This window comes from Brooklawnia propionicigenes, from assembly GCF_030297015.1.
In the GTDB taxonomy this organism is placed as follows: domain Bacteria; phylum Actinomycetota; class Actinomycetes; order Propionibacteriales; family Propionibacteriaceae; genus Brooklawnia; species Brooklawnia propionicigenes.
Genome location: NZ_AP028056.1, coordinates 45,219 through 70,060, shown reverse-complemented (window position 1 = coordinate 70,060; position 24,842 = coordinate 45,219). Strand labels below are relative to the sequence as shown.

25 protein-coding genes are annotated in these 24,842 nt (G+C 64.2%); 8 read left to right on the top strand and 17 right to left on the bottom strand.

Translation table 11 applies throughout. The features are described from left to right. The first annotated feature begins 84 nt into the window (after positions 1–84). Entirely contained in the window at positions 85–1,233 is a 1,149-nt protein-coding gene (locus tag QUE25_RS00320; protein WP_286266459.1) for a heavy metal translocating P-type ATPase, read from the top strand. 57 nt (positions 1,234–1,290) lie between these two features. Here the strand turns inward: QUE25_RS00320 and QUE25_RS00315 are convergent, their stop codons facing one another. Both QUE25_RS00315 and QUE25_RS00310 read right to left on the bottom strand, forming a co-directional pair. Further along, complete coding sequence (locus QUE25_RS00315; RefSeq protein WP_286266457.1) at positions 1,291–1,911, bottom strand: DUF4203 domain-containing protein; 621 nt, start codon at positions 1,909–1,911, stop codon at positions 1,291–1,293. 36 nt (positions 1,912–1,947) lie between these two features. Further along, positions 1,948–4,320, bottom strand: a complete 2,373-nt coding sequence (locus QUE25_RS00310) for an ATP-binding cassette domain-containing protein (protein WP_286266455.1) — start codon at positions 4,318–4,320, stop codon at positions 1,948–1,950. Positions 4,321–4,514: 194 nt separating this feature from the next. Between QUE25_RS00310 and yaaA the strand changes: the two genes are divergently transcribed. Further along, positions 4,515–5,300, top strand: a complete 786-nt coding sequence (gene yaaA / locus QUE25_RS00305; protein WP_286266454.1) for a peroxide stress protein YaaA — start codon at positions 4,515–4,517, stop codon at positions 5,298–5,300. Then, the gene (locus QUE25_RS00300) at positions 5,297–5,965 is read left to right on the top strand and encodes an IMPACT family protein (protein ID WP_286266452.1); all 669 of its coding nucleotides are present in this window, start codon (positions 5,297–5,299) and stop codon (positions 5,963–5,965) included. Before yaaA ends, QUE25_RS00300 begins: the two co-directional genes overlap by 4 nt. 5 nt (positions 5,966–5,970) lie before the next feature. Here QUE25_RS00300 and QUE25_RS00295 read toward each other — a convergent pair whose 3' ends face one another. The 8 genes from QUE25_RS00295 to lpdA all read right to left on the bottom strand — a co-directional run bounded on the left by QUE25_RS00295 (position 5,971) and on the right by lpdA (position 13,997). Beyond that, positions 5,971–7,143 carry an ABC transporter substrate-binding protein gene (locus QUE25_RS00295; protein WP_286266450.1) on the bottom strand — a complete coding sequence of 391 codons (1,173 nt, stop codon included), beginning with the start codon at positions 7,141–7,143 and terminating at the stop codon, positions 5,971–5,973. A 24-nt stretch (positions 7,144–7,167) separates the two neighbouring features. Beyond that, on the bottom strand, positions 7,168–7,809 hold the full coding sequence (locus QUE25_RS00290) for a CBS and ACT domain-containing protein (RefSeq protein WP_286266448.1): 642 nt from the start codon (positions 7,807–7,809) through the stop codon (positions 7,168–7,170). Between the two features lie 3 nt (positions 7,810–7,812). Beyond that, a complete protein-coding gene (locus QUE25_RS00285; protein ID WP_286266447.1) occupies positions 7,813–8,517 on the bottom strand; it encodes an ABC transporter ATP-binding protein in 705 nt (234 codons plus the stop codon). Beyond that, complete coding sequence (locus tag QUE25_RS00280; RefSeq protein WP_286266445.1) at positions 8,510–9,298, bottom strand: ABC transporter ATP-binding protein; 789 nt, start codon at positions 9,296–9,298, stop codon at positions 8,510–8,512. The genes QUE25_RS00285 and QUE25_RS00280 overlap by 8 nt, the downstream gene beginning before the upstream one ends. Next, complete coding sequence (locus QUE25_RS00275) at positions 9,295–10,275, bottom strand: branched-chain amino acid ABC transporter permease (protein ID WP_286266443.1); 981 nt, start codon at positions 10,273–10,275, stop codon at positions 9,295–9,297. The genes QUE25_RS00280 and QUE25_RS00275 overlap by 4 nt, the downstream gene beginning before the upstream one ends. Further along, the gene (locus QUE25_RS00270) at positions 10,275–11,159 is read right to left on the bottom strand and encodes a branched-chain amino acid ABC transporter permease (RefSeq protein ID WP_286266441.1); all 885 of its coding nucleotides are present in this window, start codon (positions 11,157–11,159) and stop codon (positions 10,275–10,277) included. Before QUE25_RS00270 ends, QUE25_RS00275 begins: the two co-directional genes overlap by 1 nt. Before the next feature lie 75 nt (positions 11,160–11,234). Then, complete coding sequence (locus QUE25_RS00265; RefSeq protein ID WP_286266438.1) at positions 11,235–12,395, bottom strand: ABC transporter substrate-binding protein; 1,161 nt, start codon at positions 12,393–12,395, stop codon at positions 11,235–11,237. Between the two features lie 198 nt (positions 12,396–12,593). Further along, complete coding sequence (lpdA, locus tag QUE25_RS00260) at positions 12,594–13,997, bottom strand: dihydrolipoyl dehydrogenase (protein ID WP_286266437.1); 1,404 nt, start codon at positions 13,995–13,997, stop codon at positions 12,594–12,596. Between the two features lie 182 nt (positions 13,998–14,179). On the opposite strand from lpdA, the gene QUE25_RS00255 reads away from it, so the two are divergent. Beyond that, positions 14,180–15,706: a helix-turn-helix domain-containing protein gene (locus QUE25_RS00255; protein WP_286266435.1), complete on the top strand. Its 1,527-nt coding sequence runs from the start codon at positions 14,180–14,182 to the stop codon at positions 15,704–15,706. Positions 15,707–15,722: 16 nt separating this feature from the next. Here the strand turns inward: QUE25_RS00255 and pdxY are convergent, their stop codons facing one another. Next, complete coding sequence (gene pdxY / locus QUE25_RS00250) at positions 15,723–16,574, bottom strand: pyridoxal kinase PdxY (RefSeq protein ID WP_286266433.1); 852 nt, start codon at positions 16,572–16,574, stop codon at positions 15,723–15,725. 76 nt (positions 16,575–16,650) lie between these two features. On the opposite strand from pdxY, the gene QUE25_RS00245 reads away from it, so the two are divergent. The 3 genes from QUE25_RS00245 (at position 16,651) to QUE25_RS00235 (ending at position 18,349) form a co-directional block, all read left to right on the top strand. Next, entirely contained in the window at positions 16,651–17,112 is a 462-nt protein-coding gene (locus QUE25_RS00245; RefSeq protein WP_286266431.1) for a PGPGW domain-containing protein, read from the top strand. 23 nt (positions 17,113–17,135) lie between these two features. Beyond that, positions 17,136–17,924, top strand: a complete 789-nt coding sequence (locus QUE25_RS00240; RefSeq protein ID WP_286266429.1) for a glycerophosphodiester phosphodiesterase family protein — start codon at positions 17,136–17,138, stop codon at positions 17,922–17,924. An 86-nt stretch (positions 17,925–18,010) separates the two neighbouring features. Then, positions 18,011–18,349, top strand: coding sequence for an RNA polymerase-binding protein RbpA (locus tag QUE25_RS00235; RefSeq protein WP_286266426.1), 339 nt, complete (start codon positions 18,011–18,013; stop codon positions 18,347–18,349). A gap of 92 nt (positions 18,350–18,441) precedes the next feature. Here QUE25_RS00235 and QUE25_RS00230 read toward each other — a convergent pair whose 3' ends face one another. Then, positions 18,442–19,239 carry a polyprenol monophosphomannose synthase gene (locus QUE25_RS00230; protein ID WP_286266424.1) on the bottom strand — a complete coding sequence of 266 codons (798 nt, stop codon included), beginning with the start codon at positions 19,237–19,239 and terminating at the stop codon, positions 18,442–18,444. A gap of 10 nt (positions 19,240–19,249) precedes the next feature. Beyond that, positions 19,250–19,729, bottom strand: coding sequence for an Lrp/AsnC family transcriptional regulator (locus tag QUE25_RS00225; protein ID WP_286266422.1), 480 nt, complete (start codon positions 19,727–19,729; stop codon positions 19,250–19,252). 25 nt (positions 19,730–19,754) lie between these two features. Between QUE25_RS00225 and QUE25_RS00220 the strand changes: the two genes are divergently transcribed. Further along, on the top strand, positions 19,755–20,687 hold the full coding sequence (locus tag QUE25_RS00220) for a 5'-3' exonuclease (protein ID WP_286266420.1): 933 nt from the start codon (positions 19,755–19,757) through the stop codon (positions 20,685–20,687). On the opposite strand, the gene metW is transcribed toward QUE25_RS00220, so the two are convergent. The 4 genes from metW to QUE25_RS00200 are packed head-to-tail and all read right to left on the bottom strand — an operon-like array spanning position 20,684 to position 24,822. Continuing rightward, positions 20,684–21,313, bottom strand: coding sequence for a methionine biosynthesis protein MetW (metW, locus tag QUE25_RS00215; protein ID WP_286266418.1), 630 nt, complete (start codon positions 21,311–21,313; stop codon positions 20,684–20,686). The genes QUE25_RS00220 and metW overlap by 4 nt on opposite strands. Further along, positions 21,310–22,467, bottom strand: coding sequence for a homoserine O-acetyltransferase MetX (gene metX, locus QUE25_RS00210; protein WP_286266416.1), 1,158 nt, complete (start codon positions 22,465–22,467; stop codon positions 21,310–21,312). Before metX ends, metW begins: the two co-directional genes overlap by 4 nt. Beyond that, positions 22,467–23,768, bottom strand: a complete 1,302-nt coding sequence (locus QUE25_RS00205) for an O-acetylhomoserine aminocarboxypropyltransferase/cysteine synthase family protein (RefSeq protein WP_286266415.1) — start codon at positions 23,766–23,768, stop codon at positions 22,467–22,469. The genes metX and QUE25_RS00205 overlap by 1 nt, the downstream gene beginning before the upstream one ends. Positions 23,769–23,817: 49 nt before the next feature. Next, positions 23,818–24,822, bottom strand: coding sequence for an ABC transporter substrate-binding protein (locus QUE25_RS00200; protein ID WP_425332723.1), 1,005 nt, complete (start codon positions 24,820–24,822; stop codon positions 23,818–23,820). Positions 24,823–24,842: the final 20 nt, after the last annotated feature.

The window sequence follows — 24,842 nt, the reverse complement described above, 5'->3', positions numbered from 1 at the left end:
TGCATGTGTCGCGGGCTACATTTTCGTTACTTATTGATTTCGGAATGCGTCCGGATCGGGCGCTGATGGTGCTATGCATGGGGCATGATCAAACCGGCAGCATCCTTGCAGCAGACCGAGGAGGTTGAGCAGGGGAGTGTGGTAACCGAGTACCAGCCGCGAAGTGCCGGCGAGCTGTGGCAGCGGATCGACCGCGAGGATCTCGTCCGTCTGGGTGTGGTGGGCGGTCTGGCGGTGGTGGTGCTCGTTGCGTCCTGGCTGCAGGCGCCGTGGTGGATCAGTGCGCCATTGGCGGCGGTCGGCCTGGTGATCGGCTGCTGGCCGATCGTCGTCGAGGTTTGGGCGGCGCTGCGGGCGCGTCGGATGAGCATGGAGCTGTCGATGTTCATCGCGCTGGTGGCGGCCGCTGCGATAGGCGAGTGGGTGACCGCGCTGGTCATCACGGTCTTCGTGCTGGCTGCCGAGATCTTGGAGGATCTCTCGATGGATCGCGGGCGCGACGCCCTGGGCGAGTTGATGAACTTCCTGCCTGATTCGGTGCAGGTGCGTCGCGATGGTCAGCTGCGCAGCGTGCACCGCGATGAGCTGGCGGTGGGAGACGTCGTCATGGTGCTGCCGGGCGGACGTATCCCGGTGGACGGGGTGGTGTTGGAGGGCAATTCCAGCGTCGACGAGTCACGGATCACCGGAGAACCGCTGCCGGTTGACGTCTCGCAGGGCAGTCAGGTCTATGCGGGCTCAATCAATCACAGTGGAGCCGTCGCGCTTCGTGCCGAGCGGGTCGGCGCGGAGTCCTCGTACGGGCAGATCGTCGCGGCAATCAGCGCGGCGCAGAATTCCCAGGCGCCGATTCAGCGGCTTGCCGATCGGCTCGCGGGTTGGCTGGTGTATCTGGCGCTCGGTGGTGCCGCGCTGACCTATCTGATCACCCGTGATCTCACGGCCACCATCTCGGTCATCATCGTGGCGGGGGCGTGCGGGGTAGCGGCGGGTACGCCGCTGGCCCTGCTGGGCGCGATCGGGCAGACCGCGCGCGCCGGTACCTTCATCAAGGACGGCAGTCATCTGGAGGAGTTGTCCGCAGTGCGGGTCGTGGTCTTCGACAAGACCGGGACGCTGACCAGGGGCGAGCCCGCGGTCACCGCCGTCACTGCAAGTGAGGGAGTCGACGGCGATCATCTGCTCGCTGCGGTTGCCTCGGCGGAGTCGTATCGTCCAACAAACGCTATTTGACATAATGTGGCTTATCGGACACCTACCACGACGAGGCGTTACGACACAGCGAAGCGATCAGTGCGCCCAGGCGTCCCTCTGCCATCTACGCGACTTGCGAGTCTGGACGGTGACGCCGAGCACCGCCAAGACGATGTACACCACGGTCCACCACCAGCCGTGCGCCGGATTGGCGGTGACCGCCGGATCGGTGAGGTCGGCGATGGTGAGAACGCCGAGCACCAGCATCAGACCGCTCACAGCGACCGAGGCACCACCCAACGTGGACAACACGATCAGAAGCACTGCCGGCATGTTGACGGTCAGGGCGGCCACGCCGATACCGACCGCGACGACGATCGCGACCAGGATGATCAGCCAGTTCCAGGTGACGCCCAGCGCGGCCATCAGCGCGGCACCTGCCGCGAAGCCCAGCGAGGCGGTTGCGATCAGCACCGCCACCGCGTAGTAGGCGTAGGCGAGCCAGGCGAACACGATGGCCATGATCAGGCCGACCACCCATCCTGCGGTGGTCGCCAGGAAGCCCTGACCGAACCAGCCCGCGATGACCCCGGCCCCCAGCGAGAAGCCGGCGAAAGCGCCCCAGATGGTGATCGTCAGCCGGAGCATGGTCGCGCCGAAGAAGCAGAAGAGCAAGCCTACGGCGATGGCGAGTACCCCGAACGCAATGTCATTCATGACGCAAGCGTAGAGCTGCCGACCATCTGCGTTGGGTCAGGCCACGTAACGGGCCAGGTATTGGCCGGTGAGTGTCTTGGCGTCCGCCACCAGCTGGGCCGGCGTGCCGGCGAATACCACCCGGCCACCGTCATAACCGGCGCCGGGCCCCAGATCGATGATCCAGTCGGCGTGCGCCATGACCGCCTGGTGGTGCTCGATCACGATCACCGACTTGCCCGAGTCCACGAGCTTGTCGAGCAGGCCGAGCAGCTGCTCCACATCGGCCAGATGAAGACCGGATGTTGGCTCGTCGAGCACGTAGACGCCGCCGCTCTCCCCCATTCTGCTGGCCAGCTTCAGCCGTTGGCGTTCACCGCCTGACAAGGTGGTCAGCGGTTGGCCCAGCGTCAGGTAACCGAGTCCGACATCCACCAGATGCTGCAAGATCTTGTTCGCCGCCGGGGTCTTGGCCTCCCCCTGGGCGAAGTACTCCAGGGCTTGTGCCATCGGCATCTCGAGCACCTCGGCGATATTGCGTCCAGCGACCCGGTATTCGAGCACGGCCGCCTGATAGCGCCTGCCGTCGCATTCCTGGCATCGGCTGGCCACCGTCGCCATGAACCCCAGATCCGTGTACACGACACCCGCCCCGTTGCAGGCCGGGCAGGCTCCTTCGGAGTTCGCGCTGAACAGGGCCGGCTTCACGCCGTTCACCTTGGCGAAGGTCTTGCGAATGGCATCCAGCGCTCCGGTATAGGTGGCCGGATTCGACCGTCGTGAGCCCTTGATCTGACTCTGGTCGATCTCGACCACGCCGTCTCGTCCATGGAAGGAACCGTGAATGAGCGAGCTCTTGCCGGATCCTGCGACCCCGGTGACCACGGTCAGCACACCCAGCGGAATGTCGACATCGACGTTCTTCAGATTGTGGGTGGACGCTCCACGAATCTCCAGCGCCCCGCTCCCCTGCCGCACCTGCGGCTTCAGCCTGGCCCGATCGTCCACATGGCGGCCGGTGAGTGTGCCGCTGGTCCGCAGCTCGTCGAACGTCCCTTGGAAGACGATCTCACCGCCGCCCGCACCGGCCCCGGGACCCAGGTCGATGATCTGGTCGGCGATGGCGATCACCTCCGGCTTGTGCTCCACCACCAAGACGGTATTTCCCTTGTCGCGCAATCGGAGCAGCAGATCGTTGGCGCGCTGGATGTCGTGCGGATGCAGCCCCACCGTGGGCTCATCGAACACGTAGGTGACATCGGTGAGCGACGAACCCAGATGGCGGACCATCTTCGTCCGTTGCGCCTCTCCCCCGGACAATGTGCCGGACGGACGATCCAGGCTCAGATAGCCCAGCCCGATCTCCACGAACGAGTCCAGCAGATGGCGCAGGTTGGCCAGCAGCGGTTGTACCGATGGCTCGTCGATACTGCGCACCCAGTCGGCCAGATCGGTGATCTGCATCGCACAGACATCCCCGATCGAGTTGCCCTTGATCTTGGACGAACGGGCCGGCTCGGCAAGCCTGGTGCCGCCGCATTCGGGACAGGTCTGGAACGTCACCGCGCGCTCGACGAAGGCGCGGACATGCGGCTGCATGGACTCCGGGTCCTTCGAGAGCATCGATTTGGTGATCTTCGGGATCAGGCCCTCGTAGGTGACATTGATGCCCTCGACCTTGATCTTGGTGGGCTCCCGATAGAGCAGGTCGCGCAGCTCGCGCTTCGTGTAGCTGCGAATGGGCTTGTCAGGATCGAAATAGCCGGAGCCCTTGAAGATCCGGCCATACCAGCCGTCCATGCTGTAGCCGGGGATCTTGAAGGGATTGTCGTTGAGCGACTTGGAGTCGTCGTAGAGCTCGGTGAGATCCAGGTCGGAGACCGAGCCCATGCCCTCGCAGCGCGGGCACATACCGCCGACCAGGGTGTAGGTGCGCTTCTCGGCTCTGCTCCCCGCTCCCCTCTGGACGGTGATGGCACCCGATCCCGATACCGACGGCGTGTTGAACGAGTACGCCTGCGGCCCGCCGATATGCGGCTGCGCGATGCGGCTGAACAGCACCCTGAGAAGCGCATTCGCGTCCGTGGCGGTGCCCAGCGTAGAGCGCACGTTGGCTCCCAGGCGCTCCTGGTCGACGATGATCGCGGTCGTCAGGCCGTCCAGCTGGTCGACCTCGGGACGATCCAGAGTGGGCATGAATCCCTGGACGAATGCGCTGTAGGTCTCGTTGATCATCCGCTGTGATTCGGCCGCGATGGTGTCGAAGACCAGCGAACTCTTGCCCGATCCGGACAAGCCCGTGAACATCGTCAACCGGCGCTTGACGATGTCGGCATCGATGCCCTTCAGATTGTTCTCGCGGGCCCCACGTACCCGGATCAGGTCATGCTGATCGGCGGGATGCGTCCGCGGCGCGTCGGTGCCAGTCATCGGTGTTCGTCCTCGCTGCCCCAGATGGTTGTGAGTTCAACTTCACACCTACGATAACCGGCGATTCCCAGGCGAGCCTGCTGTGCGGTCACGCAAGAAAAGCGAATCGCCGATAGCAGGCATTCTGGCCAGGCGTTTTTCCGCACTGATTTCTCACCGGCAGAGGCCACCGGATCATCCAGTAGCGTTGAAGAATGCTGGTGCTTCTCTCCCCTGCCAAGAGTCTCGACTTCACCTCACGTCCGGTCACCCGAAAACACACCATGCCGCGGCTGCTTGATCGCTCCGAGGAGCTCATCGAGGTGTTGCGCACGAAGTCTCCCGATGAGCTGGCCCGGCTGATGAAGATCTCGGACGACCTCGCAGTGCTGAATGCGGCTCGCTACCGCGACTTCGAGACACCGTTCACCCCCGGGAACGCCCGGGCTGCGATCCTTGCCTTCAACGGGGACGTCTATCGGGGAATGGCCGCTGCGAGCCGGTTCGGTGAGCGCGATTTCACCGAGGCGCAGAAGACGATCCGCATTCTCTCCGGCCTGTACGGCGTGCTGCGTCCGCTCGACCTCATCCAGCCCTACCGGTTGGAAATGGGCACCGCGCTGACCACCGGGCGCGGCCGCGATCTCTACGAGTATTGGGGTGACCTGCCCAGCGAACTGCTACGAGCCGATCTGATGGACGCACCGGGCAGCGATGCGGTCATCAATCTGGCGTCCCAGGAGTACTTCGGGGTGATCAACCCACGCGTCATCGGCGCACCGATCATCTCGCCGCGCTTCGAGGAGATCACGCCGAGCGGCGAACGCCGGATGGTGTCGTTCTACGCGAAATACGCGCGGGGCGCGATGGCGGGATGGCTGGTCATCAATCGGGTGCGCAGCCTCCGGAAGATCCGCGAGTTCGATGCCGAGGGCTACCACTACGATCCGCAGGTCTCCACCCCGACCCAGCCGGTTTTCGTTCGTCCGCAGGCAGCATGAGCCTCAGCCATTACGTGGTACTGAGGCAAGGTAGCCGCCCCACGTCGCAGATCGAGATCAAGAAGTCGCGCTTCTTGGGGTATGCGAGCCGCACCGCCGACGAGGACCAGGCGCGCGATTTTCTGGCCGAGGTGCGCCGTGCCCACCGTGAGGCCCGGCATGTCTGTCACGCCTTCGTCGTGGAACCGGATCGCAGGATCCAGCGTTCCAGCGACGACGGCGAGCCGGCCGGAACCGCGGGCACCCCGATCCTCAAGGCGATCACCGCCCGGCAGACCTCGCCGGGTCGGACCGAACTCTCCGATGTCACCGTCGCTGTAGTGCGCTACTTCGGGGGCATCAAGCTGGGTGCCGGCGGACTCGTGCAGGCCTACTCGGAGGCGGCCGCGGCTGTGCTCGACAACGCGCGGCTGGTCGGCCGGCAGCGGATGCGGCTGATCGGCCTGGCGCTGCCGATCGCTGAGGCAGCGCGGACCGAGAGCAGGTTGCGTGCTCAAGGCTGCCGCGTCGAATCCGTTGACTATCAGGCCGACAAGGTTCAGCTGAGGATCGCCGTCGCGGACGAATCCGAAGACCTGCGCGCCGCGATGACCTCGTTGGCCGCGATCACGGCCGGCGGCGCGAAGCCCGCGATCGGCGAGCAGATCTGGCGCGATCTGGATTGAGTGGGCTACGGTGCGACGTGCGTGACCGAGACCGGTGCCCCGTCGGCGAGTTCCACCACCAGAGCATCCTTGACGACCTGATGACCTTGGCCGATGCTGAACTTGCCGCCCGCACCGTCGATGTTGCGGGCCGTCGCCAGGGCACGTTGCACGTTGATACCGGTCAGTTCATCGGCGCGGTCAATACCGTAGATGGCCAGCAGGATGGCATCGTAAGCCATCGCGGCGTGCGTATCGGGATCGGCTCCGTAGGCCTGCCGGTAGGCGTTCAGGAAGTTCTGCGCGACCGCGTTGTCGGTGTCCAGCGCGCTGAACTGCGAGACGAAATAGACGCGGTTCAGCGCATCCGGCCCGGCGATCTCGTTGGCCGCCGGTGCGTTCATGTCGCCACTGGCAAGGATCGGGTTGTCGATGCCGGCCTCGCGCAAGGTGCGGATCAGGCTGGCAGCCTCCGGCGCCTGTGCGGCGACGTATACGACATCGGTGGGACTGCTCCTCATGATGTCCACGAATCGTGAGTAGTCCGTCTCCCCCGCAGGAAACGCGTCCTGGACGCCGACTGTGCCTCCGTCGGCGGTGAATGCGTCGGTGAATGCGTCCGCGAATTCGTTGGCGAAGCCCGTGTCCGCGGTGCGGAAGACGGCAGCGGTGGACGCCGCCAGATTCGAATGCGCAAACGTCGCCATCGCAGCACCCTGCTGGTCGAGGCCCAAGCAGGTGCGGAACCCGAACTGGTACACCTTGCCGTTCTCGTCGTTCAATCTGTTCGCATCGCATGCGGAACCCGAGATGACCGGTATCTGCTGATGGTCGGCCACCGGCAACGTGAGTGCGAACAGCCCATCGCTGACCGGACCGATGACTGACAAGGCGCGCTGCTGGCTCATCAACGTGGTCGCCGTGGCCACCGCCTTGCCGGAATTGCCCTGATTGTCCATCGTGATCAGCTGGATCTGGCGCCCGCGAACGCCCCCCGACGAATTGGCCTGGTCAACCGCCACCTGGATGCCTTTGGTCATCGAATCCCCGTAGGACGCCAGGTCACCGGACTGCTCCACGTTGACGCCGAGCCGAACGGTGTCACCAAGATGCTGTTGAGTCCCGACAGTGGAGTCGCAGCCTGTCAGCAATGCCAGACCGGTGAGCAGACCTGTCACCAAGAGCATGGGGCGCCGCACGGGTACCTCCTCAGTCGACCACGTTCACTCGTTGCGTAGCCGGTACTTCAGCGTAAACCCGGCATCGGCGATCTGCCGCTCGAGATCGACAGTGTTGAGGGTGTTCACGCCCAGAACGACGAGACTACGTTCGAGACCACCACGATAGACCGCGATGTGCGTGATGTTGGTACGCACCGCGCCGGTGATGGAGGCAAGTCTGGCCATCACGCCGGGCTGGTCGTCAGCCTCGATGACCAAGCGGGTGCCGTTCATCCGGGCACCGTTGAGGTCGATGAACGCGTCCAGCAGGTCGGATTCGGTGATGACTCCGACAAGCTCGCCATCCTCGAGGACCGGCAGTATCTCGATCTTGCGATCCCGCATCACGATCGCGGCCTGCTCCAGCAGCGCGTCCGGGCCGATCGTGATCGGGTCACGGGTCATCACTTTCGAAACCTTGAGCTTCGAAAACAGGTACACCAGTTCCCCGGCACTGAACGACGTCGCCATCGAGGGCGACGCTCGGTCGATATCCGATTGGGAGATGATCCCGACCAGGCGTCCCTCGGAGACCACGGGTAGCTTGCGCACATTGTGCGTCTGCATCATCTCCACGGCCTCAGGCACGGTCGTCGAAGGGCTGACAGTGAACGGGTGAGCCGTCATCCGCCATCTGACGAACATTGATCAACCTCCCAGATATGCCTGGCGCACTTCATCGGTCGCCAGGAGTTTTGCGGAATCCCCGCTGAGCACTATCTTGCCCGTCTCCATGACATACGCGCGACTGGCCACCTGTAAAGCCATATTCGCGTTCTGCTCGACGAGCAGGATCGTGGTGCCGGTGGCATTGATGTTCGCGATGATGTTGAAGATCTCCTGGACGAACAGCGGCGCCAGACCCATCGACGGCTCATCCATCAGCAGCACCTTGGGTGAGGCCATCAGCGCCCGCCCCATCGCCAGCATCTGCTGTTCACCGCCTGACAGCGTGCCCGCGGGCTGCTGACGACGATCGGCGAGCACCGGGAAGCGTCCGAAGACCTCATCCATGTCCTTGGCAGTCTGAGCCCGATCGCGCCGCAGGAAGGCCCCCAGTTCGAGGTTCTCCAGCACGCTCATCATCGGGAAGACCCGGCGTCCCTCGGGCACCTGGATCAGACCACGCTTCACCCGGTCCTGCGCGGAGACCCTCGTGATGTCCTGACCGTTCAGCCAGACCGAACCCGAGTCGGGACGTTCCAGACCGGAGGCGGTGCGCAGCGTGGTCGTCTTTCCGGCACCGTTGGCGCCGATGAGCGTGACGATCTCGCCTTCCTCCACCCGCAGCGAGATGCCCTTGAGCGCGTGGATACCGCCGAAGCTCACCTGCAGGTCCTTGATCTCAAACATCACTGGCCTCCTGGCCGAGATAGGCCGTAATGACGCGCGGGTCGTGGCGCACCACATCGGGAGTACCCGATGAGATGACAATGCCGTGGTCCAGCACGTAGATCCGCTCGCAGATGCTCATCACCAAACTCATGTCGTGCTCGATCAGCAGGATCGTCAGGTGATAGTTCTCCCGGATCCAGCTGATCAGTTTGGTCAATCCCGCAGTCTCGGCAGGGTTCATGCCGGCGGCCGGCTCGTCGAGCAGCAGCAGCCTGGGGTTGGTCGCCAAGGCCCGGGCGATCTCGAGGTGGCGCTGCTCACCGTAGGACAGGTTGCGGGCCAGATCGAATGACTTGTGGTCGAGGCGCATCAGCCGCAGGAGATCGCGGGCGCTCTTGAGGACCTCTTCACGAGATGCCGCCCACGACGGCAGGTGGAGGAATGAGGAGAGCAGCGAGTAGGTCTGGTTCTGTTCGAGGGCGATCACCACATTGTCCAGAACGGTCAGATCCTTGAACAGCCGGATGTTCTGGAAGGTGCGTCCCACACCCGCGCGGCAGATGTCGTAAGGCTTCTTGCCCGCGATGGATGCCGGCTCGCCGTCCGGGCTGAAATCGATCTCCCCCGACGACGGCGGGTAGACGCCGGTGAGCAGATTGAAGACGGTGGTCTTGCCGGCGCCGTTGGGGCCGATGAGACCGATCAGTTCGCCTTCCTCCAACGTGATGTTGACATTGGAAACCGCCGCCAGACCGCCGAAGTTGCGGGTCAGGTCCTTGACTTCGAGAATCGGGCTCATGCGGTGGCCCCTTCCGTGGCGGCTGCGTCCTTGCTGCGCTTTGGCAGCAGCCGGCTGAAGACCTTCAACGACAGCTCCCGCGAACCCATGATGCCCTGCGGCCGGAAGACCATCAGCACGACCAGTACCAGCGAGTACAGGATCATCCGGATCTCCGGGAACGGTTGCAGCAGCGTCGACACGATCGCGAGCAGCACGGCGGCGATGATCGAGCCGGAGACCGAGCCCAGACCACCCAGCACGACGATGACCAAGATGTTGATCGATTGCATGAAGCCGAACAGGTCGGGCTTCAGGAAGTAGAAGTAGGACGCGTAGACCCCACCGGCGACCGCACCGAAGAAGGCGCCGGTCATGAAGGCCAGTGTCTTGACGCGAGTGGAACGCACACCGATCGATTCGGCCGCGATCTCGTCTTCGCGAACCGCGATGCAGTCCCGGCCATGCCGCGAATTGAGGAAGTTGGTGATCAGCACCACGGTGCCGACCGTCAGGACGAACAACCAGCTCCAGTTGACGAACTGCGGGATGCCCGACAGGCCGGCCGCACCATTGGTGAATCCCATGTTCAGCAGCAGGACGCGGATGATCTCGGCCATGCCGAGGGTCGCGATGGCCAGGTAGTCGCCACGCAACCGCAAGGTCGGCAGACCGATGAGGAAACCGACCATCGCGGCCAGCACCGCGCCGGTGGCCAGGCCCAGGACGAAACCCCAGACGGTCGGGATCGCCATGGTGATCAGGCCGGTCGAGTAGGCACCGATGGCCATGAAACCGGCGTGACCGAGCGAGAACTGGCCGGTGAAGCCGGTTACTAGGTTGAGGCTCACGGCCAGCATGATGTTCACACAGATCGTCACCATGGTCGCCTGCAGGTAGGCGTTGATGACTCCTGCCTGGATGAGCACCAGGACGATCAGGTAGGTGGCCGCCAGCATCGCGGTCCGGGTCACGAAGGTGCGTAGACGGGGACTCATTAGACCTTCTCTCGCACATTCTTGCCCAACAGGCCGCTGGGTTTGACGATCAGAACCAGGATCAGGATCGCGAAGACCGCAGCATCACGATAGGTCGAGAAGCCCAGACCCGAGACGACGACCTCCATCGTCCCGATCAGATAACCGCCGATGAGCGCGCCGGGGATGAGCCCGATGCCGCCGAGGACGGCGGCGACGAAGGCTTTCAGACCGGGCAGGATGCCCATCAGGGGGTTGATGGAGTTGTAGTAGACCCCGACCAGGACACCGGCGGCACCGGCCAGCGCGGAACCCAGGGCGAAGGTGAACGAGATGGTGTTGTCGACGCTGATGCCCATCAGGCGGGCTGCGTCGGCGTCCTGGGAGACGGCCCGCATGGCCCTGCCGAGGCGGGTGCGCTTGACGATGAACTGCAGCGCGACCATCAGTAGAACCGAGATGGCGATGATCATCAGTTGCAGGGCGGTGACCGTGACGCCGCCCAGGTGGTAGGACCCGCTCATGAAGCCCGGCATGGGCGGATAGGTGCGAACCTCTGCCCCGGCGAAGTACATCATCGTGTACTCGAGCAGCAGCGATACGCCGATGGCGGTGATCAGCACGGCGATGCGGGTGGAGTTGCGCAGCGGCTTGTACGCGACGCGTTCAATGACCATGCCGAGCACAGCACAGACCGCCATCGCCACGATGAGTGAGGTGAAGAAACCCAGATGGAAGTGCGCCATGCAGACATAACCGACGTAGGCGCCGACCATGTAGACATCGCCGTGAGCGAAGTTGATCAGCTGGATGATGCCGTACACCATCGTGTAGCCGAGCGCGATGAGCGCGTAGATGCTGCCCAACGACAATCCGTTGATCAGCTGCTGAAGTATCTGGTCCATATGGTTCTTCCCGTCTTGGGCATAAGCGTGGGGTGAGGGCGCTCTTTGTCGTCCCCCACCCCACGTATCGCCTGATTATGCAGCGTCGACCGCCGAGGTCGGCACCCCATCGGTCAGCCCGATCACCAGCGCGGCCTTATCCGGGTCGTGATTGGCGTCGATGCTGAATGTCCCGGTCACACCAGAGAAGTCGGTGGTGCTGGCCATGGCGTCCTTGACAGCCTCACCGGTCAGATCGCTGGCCCGGCCAATGGCATCGGCAACGAAGTAGGCGGTGTCGTAGCCAAGAGCGCTGAAGGCGCTCGGATCCTCGTTGTACTTCGCCTTGAAGTTCGCGATGAACTCGCCCACCTTGGCGTTGTCGGTGTCGAGCGACGAGTAGTGATTCGTGTAGTACACGTTGTTCAGTGCCGAGGCACCCGCCAGCTGCAGCAGGGTCGGGGACTCGTATCCGTCGCCGCCCAGGATCGGTGCGGTGATGCCGAGATCGCGGGCCTGCTTGATGATCAGGCCGACCTCGTTGTAGTAGCCGGGCAGGTAGATCGCGTCGAAGCTCTGCGACTTGATGCGGGTCAAGATGGCCTGGAAGTCGGTGTCACCGGCGACGTAGCCTTCCTCGCCCACGATGGTGCCGCCCTCGGACTCGAACTTCGAGCTGAAGTTCTCGGCCAGGCCCTTGGCGTAGTCGGACGACGTGTCCTTGATGATGACCGCGCTCTTCGCGCCCAGGTTGTCGGTGGCGAAGCTGGCCATCGCGGTGCCCTGGAACGAGTCGGAGAAGCAGGTACGGAAGGCGTATTCCTGCACCTTGCCATTGCTGACGGTGACGTCCTCAGCGGTCGCCGAGCCGGAAACGACTGGGATCTTGTTCTGGTTGGCGACGGGGATGGTCGCCTTGAACGAACCGGAGGTGGCCGGGCCGATAACGGTGACGACCTTGTCCTGGGTCATCAGCTTCGTGGCCAGAGTCGTCGCCTCGGCGGGCTCGGACTTGGTGTCGTACTTGATCGTCTCGACCTGCTTGCCATTGATGCCACCGGCGGCGTTGATCTCGTCGAAGGCCATTTCGATGCCCTTGACGCTGGCATCGCCGTAGGTGGCGACCGCCCCGGAAAGCTCGTAGTTGATCCCAACCTTGATGACATCGCTGTCGGACGAGCTGGAACCGCCACCACAACCGGCAAGTAGCGACAGCGACAGCGTGGCTGCCGCAATTGCGGCAAGACTGCGCTTCATAAAGAACCTCTCTCAAAGAATGTCTGACTATGCGTCGTGCATCGTAGACTATTACGCTCCCATCGGCGGCGAGCAATCGTCTCAGGTCAACTGGGCCGATCGCAATGCAACCGTGACCGGCGTATCGGCCGAGATCGAACGACAGCCCGGCCACAGCGGAATCGCCCTGGCCGGGCCGAAGTTGATCTGGACCTGCGATCAAAGATTGATCATGTGGCCGGCAGCGCCTTCCACGACCTCCTTCAATGCCTCCGACAGCGTCGGATGCGCGTGCACGACGCGGGCCACCTCATCAGCGGTCAGATCCCACTGCTGAGCGAGCTGAAGCTCAGGCAGCAGTTCGGTGACATCGGGACCGATCATCGTCAGGCCGAGGATCTCGTTGTACTGGGCCTCGGTGATGAGCTTCACGAAGCCGACAGCATGTCCCAGCCCCCAGGCCTTGCCGTTGGCCGAGAAGGGGAACTTGGAGACCTTGATCTCGTAGCCGGCGTCCTTGGCTTGCTGTTCGGATAGTCCGAAGGTGCCGATCTGCGGCTGGCAGTAGGTTGCGCGCGGGATCATCGCGTAGTTCACCGGCATGGTCTCGGCACCTGCGATGGTCTCGGCAGCCACGACACCCTGAGCTTCGGCGGTGTGGGCCAGCATCATCTTCGCGGTGACGTCGCCGATCGCGTAGATGCCGGCAACGTTGGTGCGGCAGTAGTCGTCGATCTCGATGGCGCCGCGCTGGGTGAGCTGCACGCCGGTCTTGTCGAGACCGTAGCCCTCGATCCGGGGAGCGAAGCCCATGGCCTGCAGCATCTTGTCGGCGGTCAGCACCTGCTGCTCGCCACCCTTGGCCGGCTCGATGGTGACCTGAACGCCGGAACCGGTGTCCACGACCGACTTCACCGCGGTGCTGGTGAGCACCTTGATGCCGAGCTTGCGGTATGCCTTGGCGAGCTCGGCGCTGACTTCCGCGTCCTCGGTGGGAACCATGCGGTCGAGATACTCGACGACGGTGACGTCGACACCGTAGGCGTTGAGCACGTAGGCGAATTCGGTGCCGATGGCTCCGGAACCACCGATGATGATGGACGACGGGAGCTGCTCGGACAAGATCAGCTCTTGATAGGTGAGCACATTGGCCGATTTCTGGGTGCCGGGCAGCAGCTTTGCCGTGGCGCCGGCGGCGATGATGCAGTTGTCGAAGGTGACGTTGTCGACCGACCCGTCGTCGGCGGTCACGGCGACGGTCTTGGCATCGACGAAGCTGCCCCAGCCGTTAAGCTCGGTGATCTTGTTCTTCTTCATCAAGAAGTGGACGCCTTTGACCATCCGGTCGGAGACCGACCGGCTGCGGCTGAACGCCTTACCGTAGTCGAACGAGATGTTGTCGCCGGAGATACCGAAGGTCGAAGCGTCCCGGAGCACGATGTTGGCGATTTCGGCGTTGCGCAGCAACGACTTGGTCGGAATACAGCCGACGTTGAGGCAGACGCCTCCCCACCATTGCTTCTCAATGACTGCAGTTTTCAGACCCAGTTGCGCAGCGCGGATTGCGGCTACATACCCGCCCGGCCCGGCACCGAGGACGACGACGTCGAAATGTGAGCTCATGTCTGCTGAGTCTATATGTCCTGACCGGCTGCCATGTTGCGAGCCGACGATGCCTTCCGCCAGCGGCGAACAGGCGCGTCCGGGCCCGCATCACGGGCCGGTCGGAGACCCCAGCGGGTCAGCTCTCGCGGGAATTCGGAGTTCGCTTTACATCAATCTCACATGTGAGTTATCCTGCCGGGGTGACTCAGTTGACCACCGCAGCCAGCATCGGCCGGCTCGTGCGGGACGCTCGCAAACAGCGTGGCCTCACCCAACATGAACTTGCGTCTCTGCTCAGCACGAGTCAGAGCGCGATCCATCGGATCGAGTCGGGCAATCAGAACCTGTCGCTCGAGATGATCAACCGTATCGCTCAGGCCCTCGAGTCCCCGCTGATCGTGCCGGGCGGCCGCAATGCGATGAATCTGTCCATCACCGGTGAGACCGCGCTGCACGGATCCATCACGACCCGTTCGTCGAAGAACGCGGCCGTGGCCCTGCTGTGCGCCAGTCTGCTGAATCGCGGCCGCACCCGGTTGCGTGGCATTGCGCATATCGAAGAGGTCAACCGGCTCATCGAAGTGCTGCAGAGCATCGGCGTGCAGGTCACCTGGTCGTCCGACGAGGCCGATCTGACGATCGTGCGTCCCGAGGTGCTCGATCTGGCCAATATGGATGTCTCGGCCGCCCGTCGTACCCGCAGCATCATCATGTTCCTCGGGCCCCTGATGCACCTGGCGGACTCCTTCAGGTTGCCCTACGCCGGCGGCTGCCAGCTGGGTGCCCGCACCGTCGAGCCGCACATGCAGGCGCTGCACGCCTTCGGCCTCGATGTCATTGCCACCGAGGGCTACTACAACGCGACCGCGCTGCATTCGCATCCTCAGCACACCATCGTGCTTACCGAACGTGGTGACACCGTCACCGAAAACGCCCTGATGGCCGCCGCCATGACGCCCGGCGAGACGGTGCTGCGCAACGCCTCCCCCAACTACATGGTGCAAGATCTGTGTGTCTTCCTCATGATGCTGGGCGTCGAGATCGAAGGCATCGGGACGACCACCCTGCGCATCAAGGGCCAGGCGGAGCTCAACAAGGATGTCACCTACACCATCTCGGAGGACCCGATCGAGGCGATGAGCCTGATCACCGCGGCCGTCGTGACCCATTCCGAACTGACCATCACCCGCGCCCCGATCGAATTCCTGGAGATCGAGCTGGCGATCCTGCACGAGATGGGCCTGCGGTTCTCGATCGGGCAGGAATACCGTTCGGGCAACGACTTCACTCGGCTGGTCGATATCACGGTCAAGCCCTCTCAGCTGCACGCCCACGAGGACAAGATCCACCCGATGCCTTTCCCGGGTCTCAATATCGACAACCTGCCGTTCTTCGCTGTCATTGCTGCGACGGCGGACGGCCAGACGCTCATTCATGACTGGGTCTATGAGAACCGCGCCATCCACCTGCTGGAACTGACCAAACTCGGTGCCAATGTGCAGTTGCTCGATCCGCATCGGCTGAATGTCATTGGACCCACGGCCTGGCGGGCCCGGGACATGGTCTCTCCGCCGGCGCTGCGTCCGGCGGTCTGCATCCTGCTGGCCATGCTCGCCGCCCGCGGTGAGTCGGTGCTGCGTGATGTCTATGTGATCAACCGCGGCTACGAGGATCTGCCGACCCGGCTCAACAACCTGGGCGCCGAGATCACGCAGTTCTTCGGCTGATCCCGGTGCCGATCGCCTAGATCCGGGTGGCCTCGAAGCGCCGGCGCGGCGCGATGATCTCGTCCTGAGCCTGGACGAGGGCCAGCTCGCTGCGCCCCAATTCGTCGGTTCGGGCAAGAACTCCGTAGACCGCCGAAGCCGTGTTCGATAAGGCGGTGCCCAGATCAGCGCCCTGGAGCACATTGGCCAACAGCACCGCGGTGGTCAGATCACCGGAACCCGTGAAGGTGCGATCGATCAGCGGCGTGGTCACCTGCCAGGTCTCGGTGGCGTTCTGCGCGATCATCCGCATACCCGAACTGTCGGCATCGAGCCCGACGACCGAGGTCACCAGCACAGTCTGCGGGCCGCGAGCCCGCAGCGCGGCCGTGGCCTCCACCACATCGGCGATGGTCGAGGTGGTGCGTTCGGTCAGGTACTCCAGTTCGAACAGGTTGGGCGTCATGATGGTCGCCTGGCTGACGACCTGGTCTCGCATGAACTCGGGGATGCCTGGGGCTGCGTAGAAGCCGCGACCCACGTCGCCCATCACCGGGTCGCAGCAGTAGATGGCCTGCGGGTTGCGCTCGCGGGTCAGTGCGACGGCCTCCAGGATCGCCCTGCCCATGTCCGGGGCCCCCTGATAGCCCGACAGCACGGCGTCCACATTCGCCAGTGCCCCGCGGTCATCGACGCCCGTGACGACCTCGGCGACCTGATCGGTGGTCATCACCGAACCACGCCAGGCGCCGTAGCCGGTGTGGTTGGAGAAGTTCACCGTGAAGACGGGCCAGACATCGATGCCTGCGCGCCGTAGCGCGAAGACGGCAACCGAATTGCCGGCGAAACCGTAGGAGACAGCTGACTGGATGGACAGGACTTCGGACACCCGGCAAGTGTAGACCGCCGGCGACCGTAGCTCATCCGGGCTTCGGCTGGCGGGGCCGATGTGGCAAAGTGGATGCATGGTGCAGCCGGTGGATTGTCCGCCCCGGCCGGCGCGGGTCGGCGGGGCTACCCGGGTGGACTATGAGGTTCCCGACAAGCTGGGATGGCGTGTCCGGCTCAAGTCCACACCGACAGGTCGCTATTGGTTTCGCCTTGCGGTGGCCATTTTCGGCTTCGCGCTCATCATTGCCGCCCCGCTGACCGGCTGGTTGCCCGGGCCGGGCGGCATCCCACTCTTCCTGGCCGGGCTGGCCGTCTTGTCGAGCGAGTTCCTCTGGGCCAAATCGGTCAACAGGTGGCTGCTGCGTTATGTACGCGTCTACGTCTGCTGGCCGGTGAACCAGCGGCGCTTCTTCTGGGTGGCGGTGGTCGGCGTGGCCGGACTCCTCTGGTGGGCCTCGCTGGCGATCATCGGCATACCGGCTTGGATGCCGGATTGGGCGGCCGGAGTCCTGGAGTATCTGCCCGGGGTCAGCTGACGGTCAGCACCTAGACTTGCCACGTGAATCGTCCCGCCGGCAGCTATCCGTACTTCGATGAACCGTTCGCATTGATGGCGCATCGGGGCGGCTACCTCGACGAGAAGGACGCACCTCGCGAGAACAGTCTGTACGCGTTCGGGCGCGCGGTGGAGGCGGGCTACCGCTATCTCGAGACGGACGTGCACGCCACCTCTGACGGTCACCTGGTGGCCTTCCATGATCAGGTCCTCGACCGCGTGACCGACGCCAGCGGCACGCTCGCCGCGATGAGTTTCCGCCAGGTGCGCGAGGCCCGTATCGGCGGCATCGATCAGATCCCCACCCTCGACGAGGTGCTCGAGTCGTTTCCCGTCGCGCGCCTGAACATCGACATCAAGGCACCGGGCGCGATCGCGCCACTGGTGAGAACGCTGCAACGGCACCAGGCCCAGGACCGGGTCTGTGTCTCCTCGTTCAGCTGGCTTCGGCTGCACCGCTTCCGGAAGCTGATGCCCTCGGTCGCGACCGGCCTCACGGCGCCCGCGGTCGCCCTGAGCGCTTTCGTCCCGATGCTGCCCCGCCTGATCTCCCTGGGTGGGCAGGCTTTCCAGATTCCGGTCACCCAGACGATCGGTGGCCGGTCGGTGCGCGTACTCACCCCCCGGCTGATAACCGCCGCCCGCGCGCACGGTCTGCGGATCCACATCTGGACGATCAACGAAGCCGCCGAGATGGACGATTTGATCGACCTGGGTATTGATGGGTTGATCAGTGATCGCATCGGACTACTGCGGGATGTAGCCAAGAGGCGGGGTCTGTGGGCAGACTGATGATGTGGGTTTTGAACGCACACCGGAAGAAACTGTGGTGCTCTGGTTGTTATAGCTGACGACGAAGCGAAGGGAGGCTGGTCTGGATGGCTGATCGTGCACTGCGAGGAATGGGCTTGGGGGCCAAGAGCTTTGAGGACGAGGAAGGCATCGATTTCGCTGGCCGTCGTGTTCTGGGATTTGACTGCACCAATGGTCACCACTTCGAGGTGACATTCTCCGTCGAAGCGGATCTGCCCGCCGAGTGGGAATGCCCGCGCTGTGGAGCGATGGGCGAGCGTAGCGACGGCACGCCGCCCGAGGAAAAGAACGAGAAGCCCCCGCGCACCCATTGGGACATGCTGCTGGAGCGCCGTTCCATCCCCGAACTCGAAGAGTTGCTGGCCGAACGGTTGGAAGAGGTTCGCAAGACTCCCCACTACTGATGGGCGGATCTGAACCGATCAGTAGGTAACTGGCATAAGAACCCGAACCGACTTCGTTGTTGGTTCGGGTTCTTTGCCTGCTTCCGGGGATGCTAGTGGTCGCGTGAGTTGAAGCTCTCGAACTCGTCCGCGAGCTTGTGCCCGACGTTCTTCAGCTGCTGAGTCCGCTTCTCGATCCCCCACCGGCCGGTGCTGATCAGCGCCTCGGTGATGATCGATCCGCTCATCTTCGACAGGCCGTGTTCGCGGTCGGGGAAGTAGATCGGCACCTCGGCAACCGTGCCGCCGGCCTCGATCACCCGACGTGTCATGTCGATCTGGAAGGTGTATCCCTTCGAAGCCACATCGTCGAGGTCGATCTTGCGGAGAATCGATGCCCGGAAGACGTTGAAGCCACCGGTCGCGTCGTGCACGGGCAGATCCATGGCGACCTGGATCCAGATATTGGCGAGCCTGCTGAGCATCTCCCGTGATCGGCCCTGATCGGTTGAGCCACCACGCATCCAGCGCGAACCCTTGACCATGTCGGCGTTCTTGTCACGCAGAGCCTGCAGCATGGCGGGCAGCAGCTCGGGTTGATGCGAGCCATCGGCGTCCATCTCGGCTATGACATCGAAGCCGCGCTCCAAGCCCCACTTGAAACCTGCAAGATAGGCGGCGGCGAGGCCTTCTTTGCCTGCTCGGTGGAGTACATGGATGTGCTTGTCCTGTGCAGCCATCCGGTCGGCGATGGCGCCGGTGCCATCGGGAGAGTTGTCGTCCGCAATCAGGCAGTACGCGTTCGGGACTGCAGCGCGCAGTCTGCCAATGATGGATTCGATGTTCTCGGCTTCGTTGTACGTCGGCGTGATCACCAGGACGTGATCGAGGGATTCGGAGCGTTGCGCCATGCTCCGCAGTCTAGCCATCGGCCCCCGGCGGCTGCTGGCCGTGTGGAGTTTCCTCTACCAAAGGACGGTGACGAAAAGCCGTCCGCAAGACGATCGTGGTCACCGTGCGTACCGACAGCTCACGCCGGATGAGGTTCAGCAGGCCGTCGAGTTCCTCGGCCGAGCCCACCTGCGCCAGACACAGGTAGCTGGCATTACCAGCCACCGAGTAGCAGGAGGTGATCTGCGGAAGGCTGGCCAGATAGCCCGGGGCGCTGTCGGCCACTGCCGCCGACAGCGGCTGGATTTCGATGAAGGCCGTCAGTGGACGCCCGACCTTCGCGGCGTCCACGTCCGCTCGGTAGCCGGTGATGATCCCCCGCTGTTCCAGCCTGCGCACACGTTGCTGCGTAGCAGACGTCGACAGCCCGACCTTGCGCCCCAGCTCGGTGAACGACATGCGCCCATCACGCGACAGCAAGGCAAGTATCTGCTCGTCTGTTTGCTCCATGCAGTCATGGTGGCACCATAGGGGGATGACTGACGCGCTCAGCCTCATCGTGGATACTGCGACGCTGTACTTCCGCGCGTACTACGGTGTTCCGACCACTCTCAGGGATCAGCAGGGGCGCCCGGTCAACGCTCTGCACGGCATGCTCGACATGCTGGCCCGGCTGATCGATCAGTATCAGCCCGCAGCGGTGGTCTGCTGCCGTGACGACGATTGGCGTCCGTCTTGGCGGGTTGACCTGGTGCCGAGCTACAAGACCCATCGGGTGTCGACTGCCGAGCCGGCCGACGCAGAGCAGATCGACGATGAACTCGCCCGACAGGTGCCGTGGATTCTGGACTGCCTGGATGCCGCGGGTATCTGCCAGGCGGGCGCATCCGGATACGAGGCCGACGATATCTGCGGCACTTTGGCCCGTCGTGCGGCGGCCAGAGGCCGACGCGCTGTCGTGGTCAGCGGGGACCGCGATCTGTTCCAGCTGGTGGCCGACCGGATTCAGGTCGCATACATCGCTCGTGGTGTCGCCAAACACGAGTTGGTGGACGATGCCTGGCTGCAGAACAGGTACGGGCTGCGCGGCGATCAGTACGCAGATCTGGCGACGTTGCGCGGCGATCCCTCCGACGGTCTGCCCGGGATCGCCGGCATCGGCGAGAAGACCGCCGCCGCACTGTTGAACAGCTATGGCGATCTGGACGCCATCATCGCGGCGGCGGCCGATCCGTCGTCGCGCATGTCGGCGAAGTTGCGGCTGAGCATCGGGCAGGCCGATGACTATCTACAGCGCGCCCGCCGGGTCGTCGCCACCGCCGACGTGGACCTGCCGGAGCTCGATGACCAGCTGTATCCCGGACGCGCCGATCAAGAGCGCTGCCGCCGGCTGGCCGAGGACCACAACAGCCGCGGGCCGATGAACCGGCTCCTGGCAGCCCTCGGCTCCCAGCCGGTGGGCGGCTAGAGTTCGGCGGGATCCTGATCCGCGCGAACCAGCACGTAGATCGCTGAACCGGCCATCAGGTTCGCTCCGAGTTGGCCGAGGGCGCGCGGGCGTCCATGAGGCGACAGGGTGATGCGCCTCTCCAGTTTCAGATCGACCTCCTGGAACAGCGGCTCCAGATCGACCAGGGTCGCATGGTGCAGGTTGGGTGTCGCATACCAGCTGTACGGCAGATCCCTGGATCGTGGCATGTGGCCGTTCAGGAGCCTCAGCCGGTGGCGCCAGTATCCGAAATTCGGCATGGTGACGATCTGCCGGGGCGCGATCTTGCGCATCGCCGCCAGCACGAGATCGGGCCGCAGCACGGCCTGCAAGGTGCGGCTGAGCACGACCACGTCGTACGAGTCGGGCGCGAACATGCCGAGCTGGCTGTCGATGTCGAGCTCGATCAGCGGAACCCCCCGCTTGATCGCGCCGAGCACCTCATCGGGACCGCGTTCGACCCCGGTGCCGGTGCAGGCGCGGCGGCGAATCAGCCAGCTGAGCAGCTCTCCGTCGCCACAACCCAGGTCGAGTACCCGAGACCCGGCCGGGATGTTGCGGGCGATCACCGCCAGGTCATCACGCAACTGCATCGACTGACTCATGCTCGCCCCCACGCTGTGCCCTCATAGTCGGTATGGGCCTCCAAGAATGCTTTCACCGTGGCCAGATACGGATCGATCTTCAACAGGAAGGAATCATGGCCCCACGGCGAGCGAATGTCGCGGAAGGTCACCGGCAGTTCGGCGGCCGCCAGCTGCCGGACGATCTGCTGGCTGTGCGCGGTCGAGAACCGCCAGTCGGTGTCGAAACTCATCACGAGGTAGCGCACCGGGTCGGCCCGCACCGCGTCGAGAGCGGATCGTGCCGCGAAGGGATCGAAGTAGTCCATCACCCGGGTGAGATAGAGGTAGCTGAGCGCGTCGAACCTGGTGAGGAAGGTCTCGCCCTGGTGTTCCAGATAGCCCTCGACGGCGAAGTCCACGCCGAAGCCTGGTTCGGATTCGTCGAACTGCGGTTTGCGCCCGAATTTCGACTGGAAGCCCTCTTCCGAGGTGTAGGTGATGTGCGCCATCATGCGCGCGATCGAGAGCCCGACATCCGGGTTGGCGCCGTTCTCGGCGAAGCGGCCGCCCTGGAAGTTCTCGTCGCGGATGATGGCCTCGCGTCCCACCGCCGAGAAGGCGATGTTCTGCGCGGTCAATCGGCTGGACGCGGCGATGATCACCGAATTGTCGAGATCTCCCGGGTACGACAGCGACCATTGCAGAGCCTGCATCCCGCCCATCGATCCGCCGACCACCGCATGCAGCCGGCGCACCCCCAGGCGTGCGATGAGCGCCCGGTGCACGGTGACGAAATCGCTCATATCGAGCAACGGAAAGTCGAGCCCCCAGGGCTTGCCCGTTGCCGGGTTGATCGAACCCGGCCCGGTGCTGCCCTGACAGCCGCCGAGCAGATTGGACGAGATGACGAACCAGCGGTTGGTGTCGATCGCCTTGCCCGGGCCGATCATGGTGTCCCACCAGCCCGGGTGCTTGTCTCCTTCGTGCCAGCCCGCCGCGTGCGCGTCGCCGGTCAGGGCATGGCAGATGTAGATCGCATTGCTGGCGTCCGCATTGAGCGTTCCGTACGTCTCGTAGGCAATCACCACCTCGTTCAGCTGGTCGCCGCACACCAGCGTCAGCGGATTGCCCGCATCGAACAACGTGACCTGTTTCGTCTCGACGATGCCGAGACTGTCATTACTGGTGGGCATCACTCAGCGGTCTTGTCCAGAGCCTGCTCGAGGTCGGCGATGATGTCATCGACATTCTCGATGCCGACCGACAGTCGCACCATCTCGGGGGCGACACCGGCGGCCGCGAGTTCCTCGTCGTTGAGCTGCGAGTGCGTCGTGGAGGCATTGTGGATCACCAGCGACTTGGCGTCCCCGATGTTGGCCAGGTGACTGAACAGCTGCAGTGCCTCGACGAAGGCGCTGCCGGCCTCACGTCCGGCTCGCAGCCCGAAGCTCACCAGACCGCCATAGCCCTTGCCCGTCAACACTCGATCGGCGATCTCGTGGTAGGGGTTGTCGTCGAAACCCGGGTAGTTCACCCAGGCGACCAGTGGGTGAGCGCGCAGGTAGTCGGCGACCTGTGCAGCGTTCTGGCAGTGCCGGTCCATCCGCACATGCAGGCTTTCGATGCCCTGCAGGATGATCCAGGCATTCATCGGCGACAGCGTGGCCCCGGTATTGCGCATCAAGACGGTACGCGCCCTGGTGATGTAGGCGGCCGGGCCGGCCGCGTCGGTCCACACGACATCGTGGTAGGAGGCGTCGGGCGTGGCCATCATGGGGAAGCGGTCGGCGTGGGCCGCCCAGTCGAAGTTCCCGGCGTCCACGATGGCACCACCCATCGAGGTGCCGTGGCCGCCCATGTACTTGGTGGTCGAATGCACCACGACGTCTGCGCCGTGCTCGATAGGGCGGCACAGATACGGGGTGGCCACGGTGCTGTCGATGATGAAGGGCAGCCCCAGCGCGTGACTGGCCTCGGCCCACGCATCGATGTCGACCACGTTCAGCTTCGGGTTGCAGATCGTCTCTCCAAAGACCAGCCGGGTGCGCTCGTCGACGAGTCCGGGCAGGTCTTCGGGCCGGTCGGGATCGATCAGCCGGCACTCGATGCCGAACTGCTTGAGGGTGTGCATGAACAGCGCGAACGTGCCACCGTACAGCGTCGACAACGCGACGATGTTGTCGCCCGCGCCGGTCACATTGAGTACCGCATAGGTGACAGCAGCTGCCCCGGTGGCGGTGGCCAGCGCACCGATGCCCCCCTCCATCGCCGCGATCCGCGCCTCGTAGACCCCCGTGGTGGGGTTCATCAGACGACTGTAGATGTTGCCCGGAACCGCCAGCGCGAACAGGTCGGCGGCGTGCTGCGAGTCATCGAAGGTGTAAGCAACAGTCTGGTAGATCGGCACCGCGCGAGCGTTGGTGGCGGAGTCGGATTCTTCTTGCCCAGCGTGGACTGCCAGGGTTTCCAGCTGATAGGCGGGATGATCAGTCATTGATGTGTCCCCTTTCGGATCGGCGCACACCAGGCTACCCGCCCGCCCATCAGCGGGCCACGATTTGGGTGGTGTAGGCGTCGCCGGCGGGGACGGGGGACGACACCAGGCCGGAGTCGGCGAAGAAGCCTGCCATCGCCTCCCAGCGCCCTGGATTCTGAACTCCGAACTGCCCACCGTAGAGTTCGGTCGTCGCCTTCAATACGGCCAGCGCATGGGCCTGTTGGTCGGGCTCCGCCAGGGTCGGCACGTAGTCGACAGACAGCTGGACGGCCTGTTCGGGGTCGGACGCACACAGCTCCGCTCCCCTGGTCAGCGCTGTCAGCAGCCCGACCAGATCTGCCGGCCGTTCAGCGATGGTGGCGTCCGTCGCTCCCAGACCGGCGCTGACCAGTGGCGGATCGTCGAGGCTGATCGTGCGTACTGCGAAGCCGGCCTCGTTGAAGCGGACGACCTCGTTGTTCAAGAAGCCGACCACCGCGTCCACTTTGCCGCCGCTGAGCGCCGCGAACTGGGTGTAGCCGATGGAGGCCACGTCGATGTCGTCGCGGCTGAGCCCGCTCTGGGCGAGCACCGCCAGCAGGTAGAACCAGTTCTCTCCGTACTCGCCGGGCAGTCCGACGCTGTGACCACGCAGGTCGGCGAACGACTGAATCGGCGAGTCTGCCGGCACGATGATGGTGGCCGGATAGGTCTGGTAGGCGGTCGCGAAGTTGCGGACGGTAACGCCCTCGCTGCGACCTTGCAGCATCTCGCCACCGCCCGCGAAGACCACCTGCTCGTCGCCGGTTTGGAGCGCACCGAGCAGGCTCTCATTGGCGCCGTGGTGGCGCAGCGTCACCGACACGCCCTCCTCGGTGAACCAGCCGAGCTTGTCGGCGACATAGGCCGGCGCGAACTGGATATCGGGGACATAGGTCAGCCCGAGGGTCAGCGCCGCGGCCGCGCTCCCCCCGTCCGAGCCCGTGGTGGCCGGACTCGATCCGTCCGATGGACGAGCGCAGGCTGCCAGCCCGGCCAGCAGGGCTGAGCCGAGCAGGGTGCGGCGTGTCATGGATTGCATGGTGGTGGTCT

Bases quoted from the DNA above. Each gene is read 5' to 3' on its own strand.
- QUE25_RS00245 (WP_286266431.1), top strand. From the start codon at position 16,651: ATGGTGCAGCCGGTGGATTGTCCGCCCCGGCCGGCGCGGGTCGGCGGG.
- QUE25_RS00310 (WP_286266455.1), bottom strand. From the start codon at position 4,320: ATGACTGGCACCGACGCGCCGCGGACGCATCCCGCCGATCAGCATGAC.
- metX (WP_286266416.1), bottom strand. From the start codon at position 22,467: ATGCCCACCAGTAATGACAGTCTCGGCATCGTCGAGACGAAACAGGTC.
- metW (WP_286266418.1), bottom strand. From the start codon at position 21,313: ATGAGTCAGTCGATGCAGTTGCGTGATGACCTGGCGGTGATCGCCCGC.
- QUE25_RS00270 (WP_286266441.1), bottom strand. From the start codon at position 11,159: ATGGACCAGATACTTCAGCAGCTGATCAACGGATTGTCGTTGGGCAGC.
- QUE25_RS00230 (WP_286266424.1), bottom strand. From the start codon at position 19,239: ATGGCGCAACGCTCCGAATCCCTCGATCACGTCCTGGTGATCACGCCG.
- QUE25_RS00320 (WP_286266459.1), top strand. From the start codon at position 85: ATGATCAAACCGGCAGCATCCTTGCAGCAGACCGAGGAGGTTGAGCAG.
- QUE25_RS00265 (WP_286266438.1), bottom strand. From the start codon at position 12,395: ATGAAGCGCAGTCTTGCCGCAATTGCGGCAGCCACGCTGTCGCTGTCG.
- QUE25_RS00200 (WP_425332723.1), bottom strand. From the start codon at position 24,822: ATGACACGCCGCACCCTGCTCGGCTCAGCCCTGCTGGCCGGGCTGGCA.
- QUE25_RS00225 (WP_286266422.1), bottom strand. From the start codon at position 19,729: ATGGAGCAAACAGACGAGCAGATACTTGCCTTGCTGTCGCGTGATGGG.
- QUE25_RS00285 (WP_286266447.1), bottom strand. From the start codon at position 8,517: ATGTTTGAGATCAAGGACCTGCAGGTGAGCTTCGGCGGTATCCACGCG.
- QUE25_RS00300 (WP_286266452.1), top strand. From the start codon at position 5,297: ATGAGCCTCAGCCATTACGTGGTACTGAGGCAAGGTAGCCGCCCCACG.
- QUE25_RS00280 (WP_286266445.1), bottom strand. From the start codon at position 9,298: ATGAGCCCGATTCTCGAAGTCAAGGACCTGACCCGCAACTTCGGCGGT.
- yaaA (WP_286266454.1), top strand. From the start codon at position 4,515: ATGCTGGTGCTTCTCTCCCCTGCCAAGAGTCTCGACTTCACCTCACGT.
- QUE25_RS00290 (WP_286266448.1), bottom strand. From the start codon at position 7,809: ATGTTCGTCAGATGGCGGATGACGGCTCACCCGTTCACTGTCAGCCCT.
- QUE25_RS00205 (WP_286266415.1), bottom strand. From the start codon at position 23,768: ATGACTGATCATCCCGCCTATCAGCTGGAAACCCTGGCAGTCCACGCT.
- QUE25_RS00275 (WP_286266443.1), bottom strand. From the start codon at position 10,275: ATGAGTCCCCGTCTACGCACCTTCGTGACCCGGACCGCGATGCTGGCG.
- QUE25_RS00315 (WP_286266457.1), bottom strand. From the start codon at position 1,911: ATGAATGACATTGCGTTCGGGGTACTCGCCATCGCCGTAGGCTTGCTC.
- QUE25_RS00235 (WP_286266426.1), top strand. From the start codon at position 18,011: ATGGCTGATCGTGCACTGCGAGGAATGGGCTTGGGGGCCAAGAGCTTT.
- QUE25_RS00220 (WP_286266420.1), top strand. From the start codon at position 19,755: ATGACTGACGCGCTCAGCCTCATCGTGGATACTGCGACGCTGTACTTC.
- lpdA (WP_286266437.1), bottom strand. From the start codon at position 13,997: ATGAGCTCACATTTCGACGTCGTCGTCCTCGGTGCCGGGCCGGGCGGG.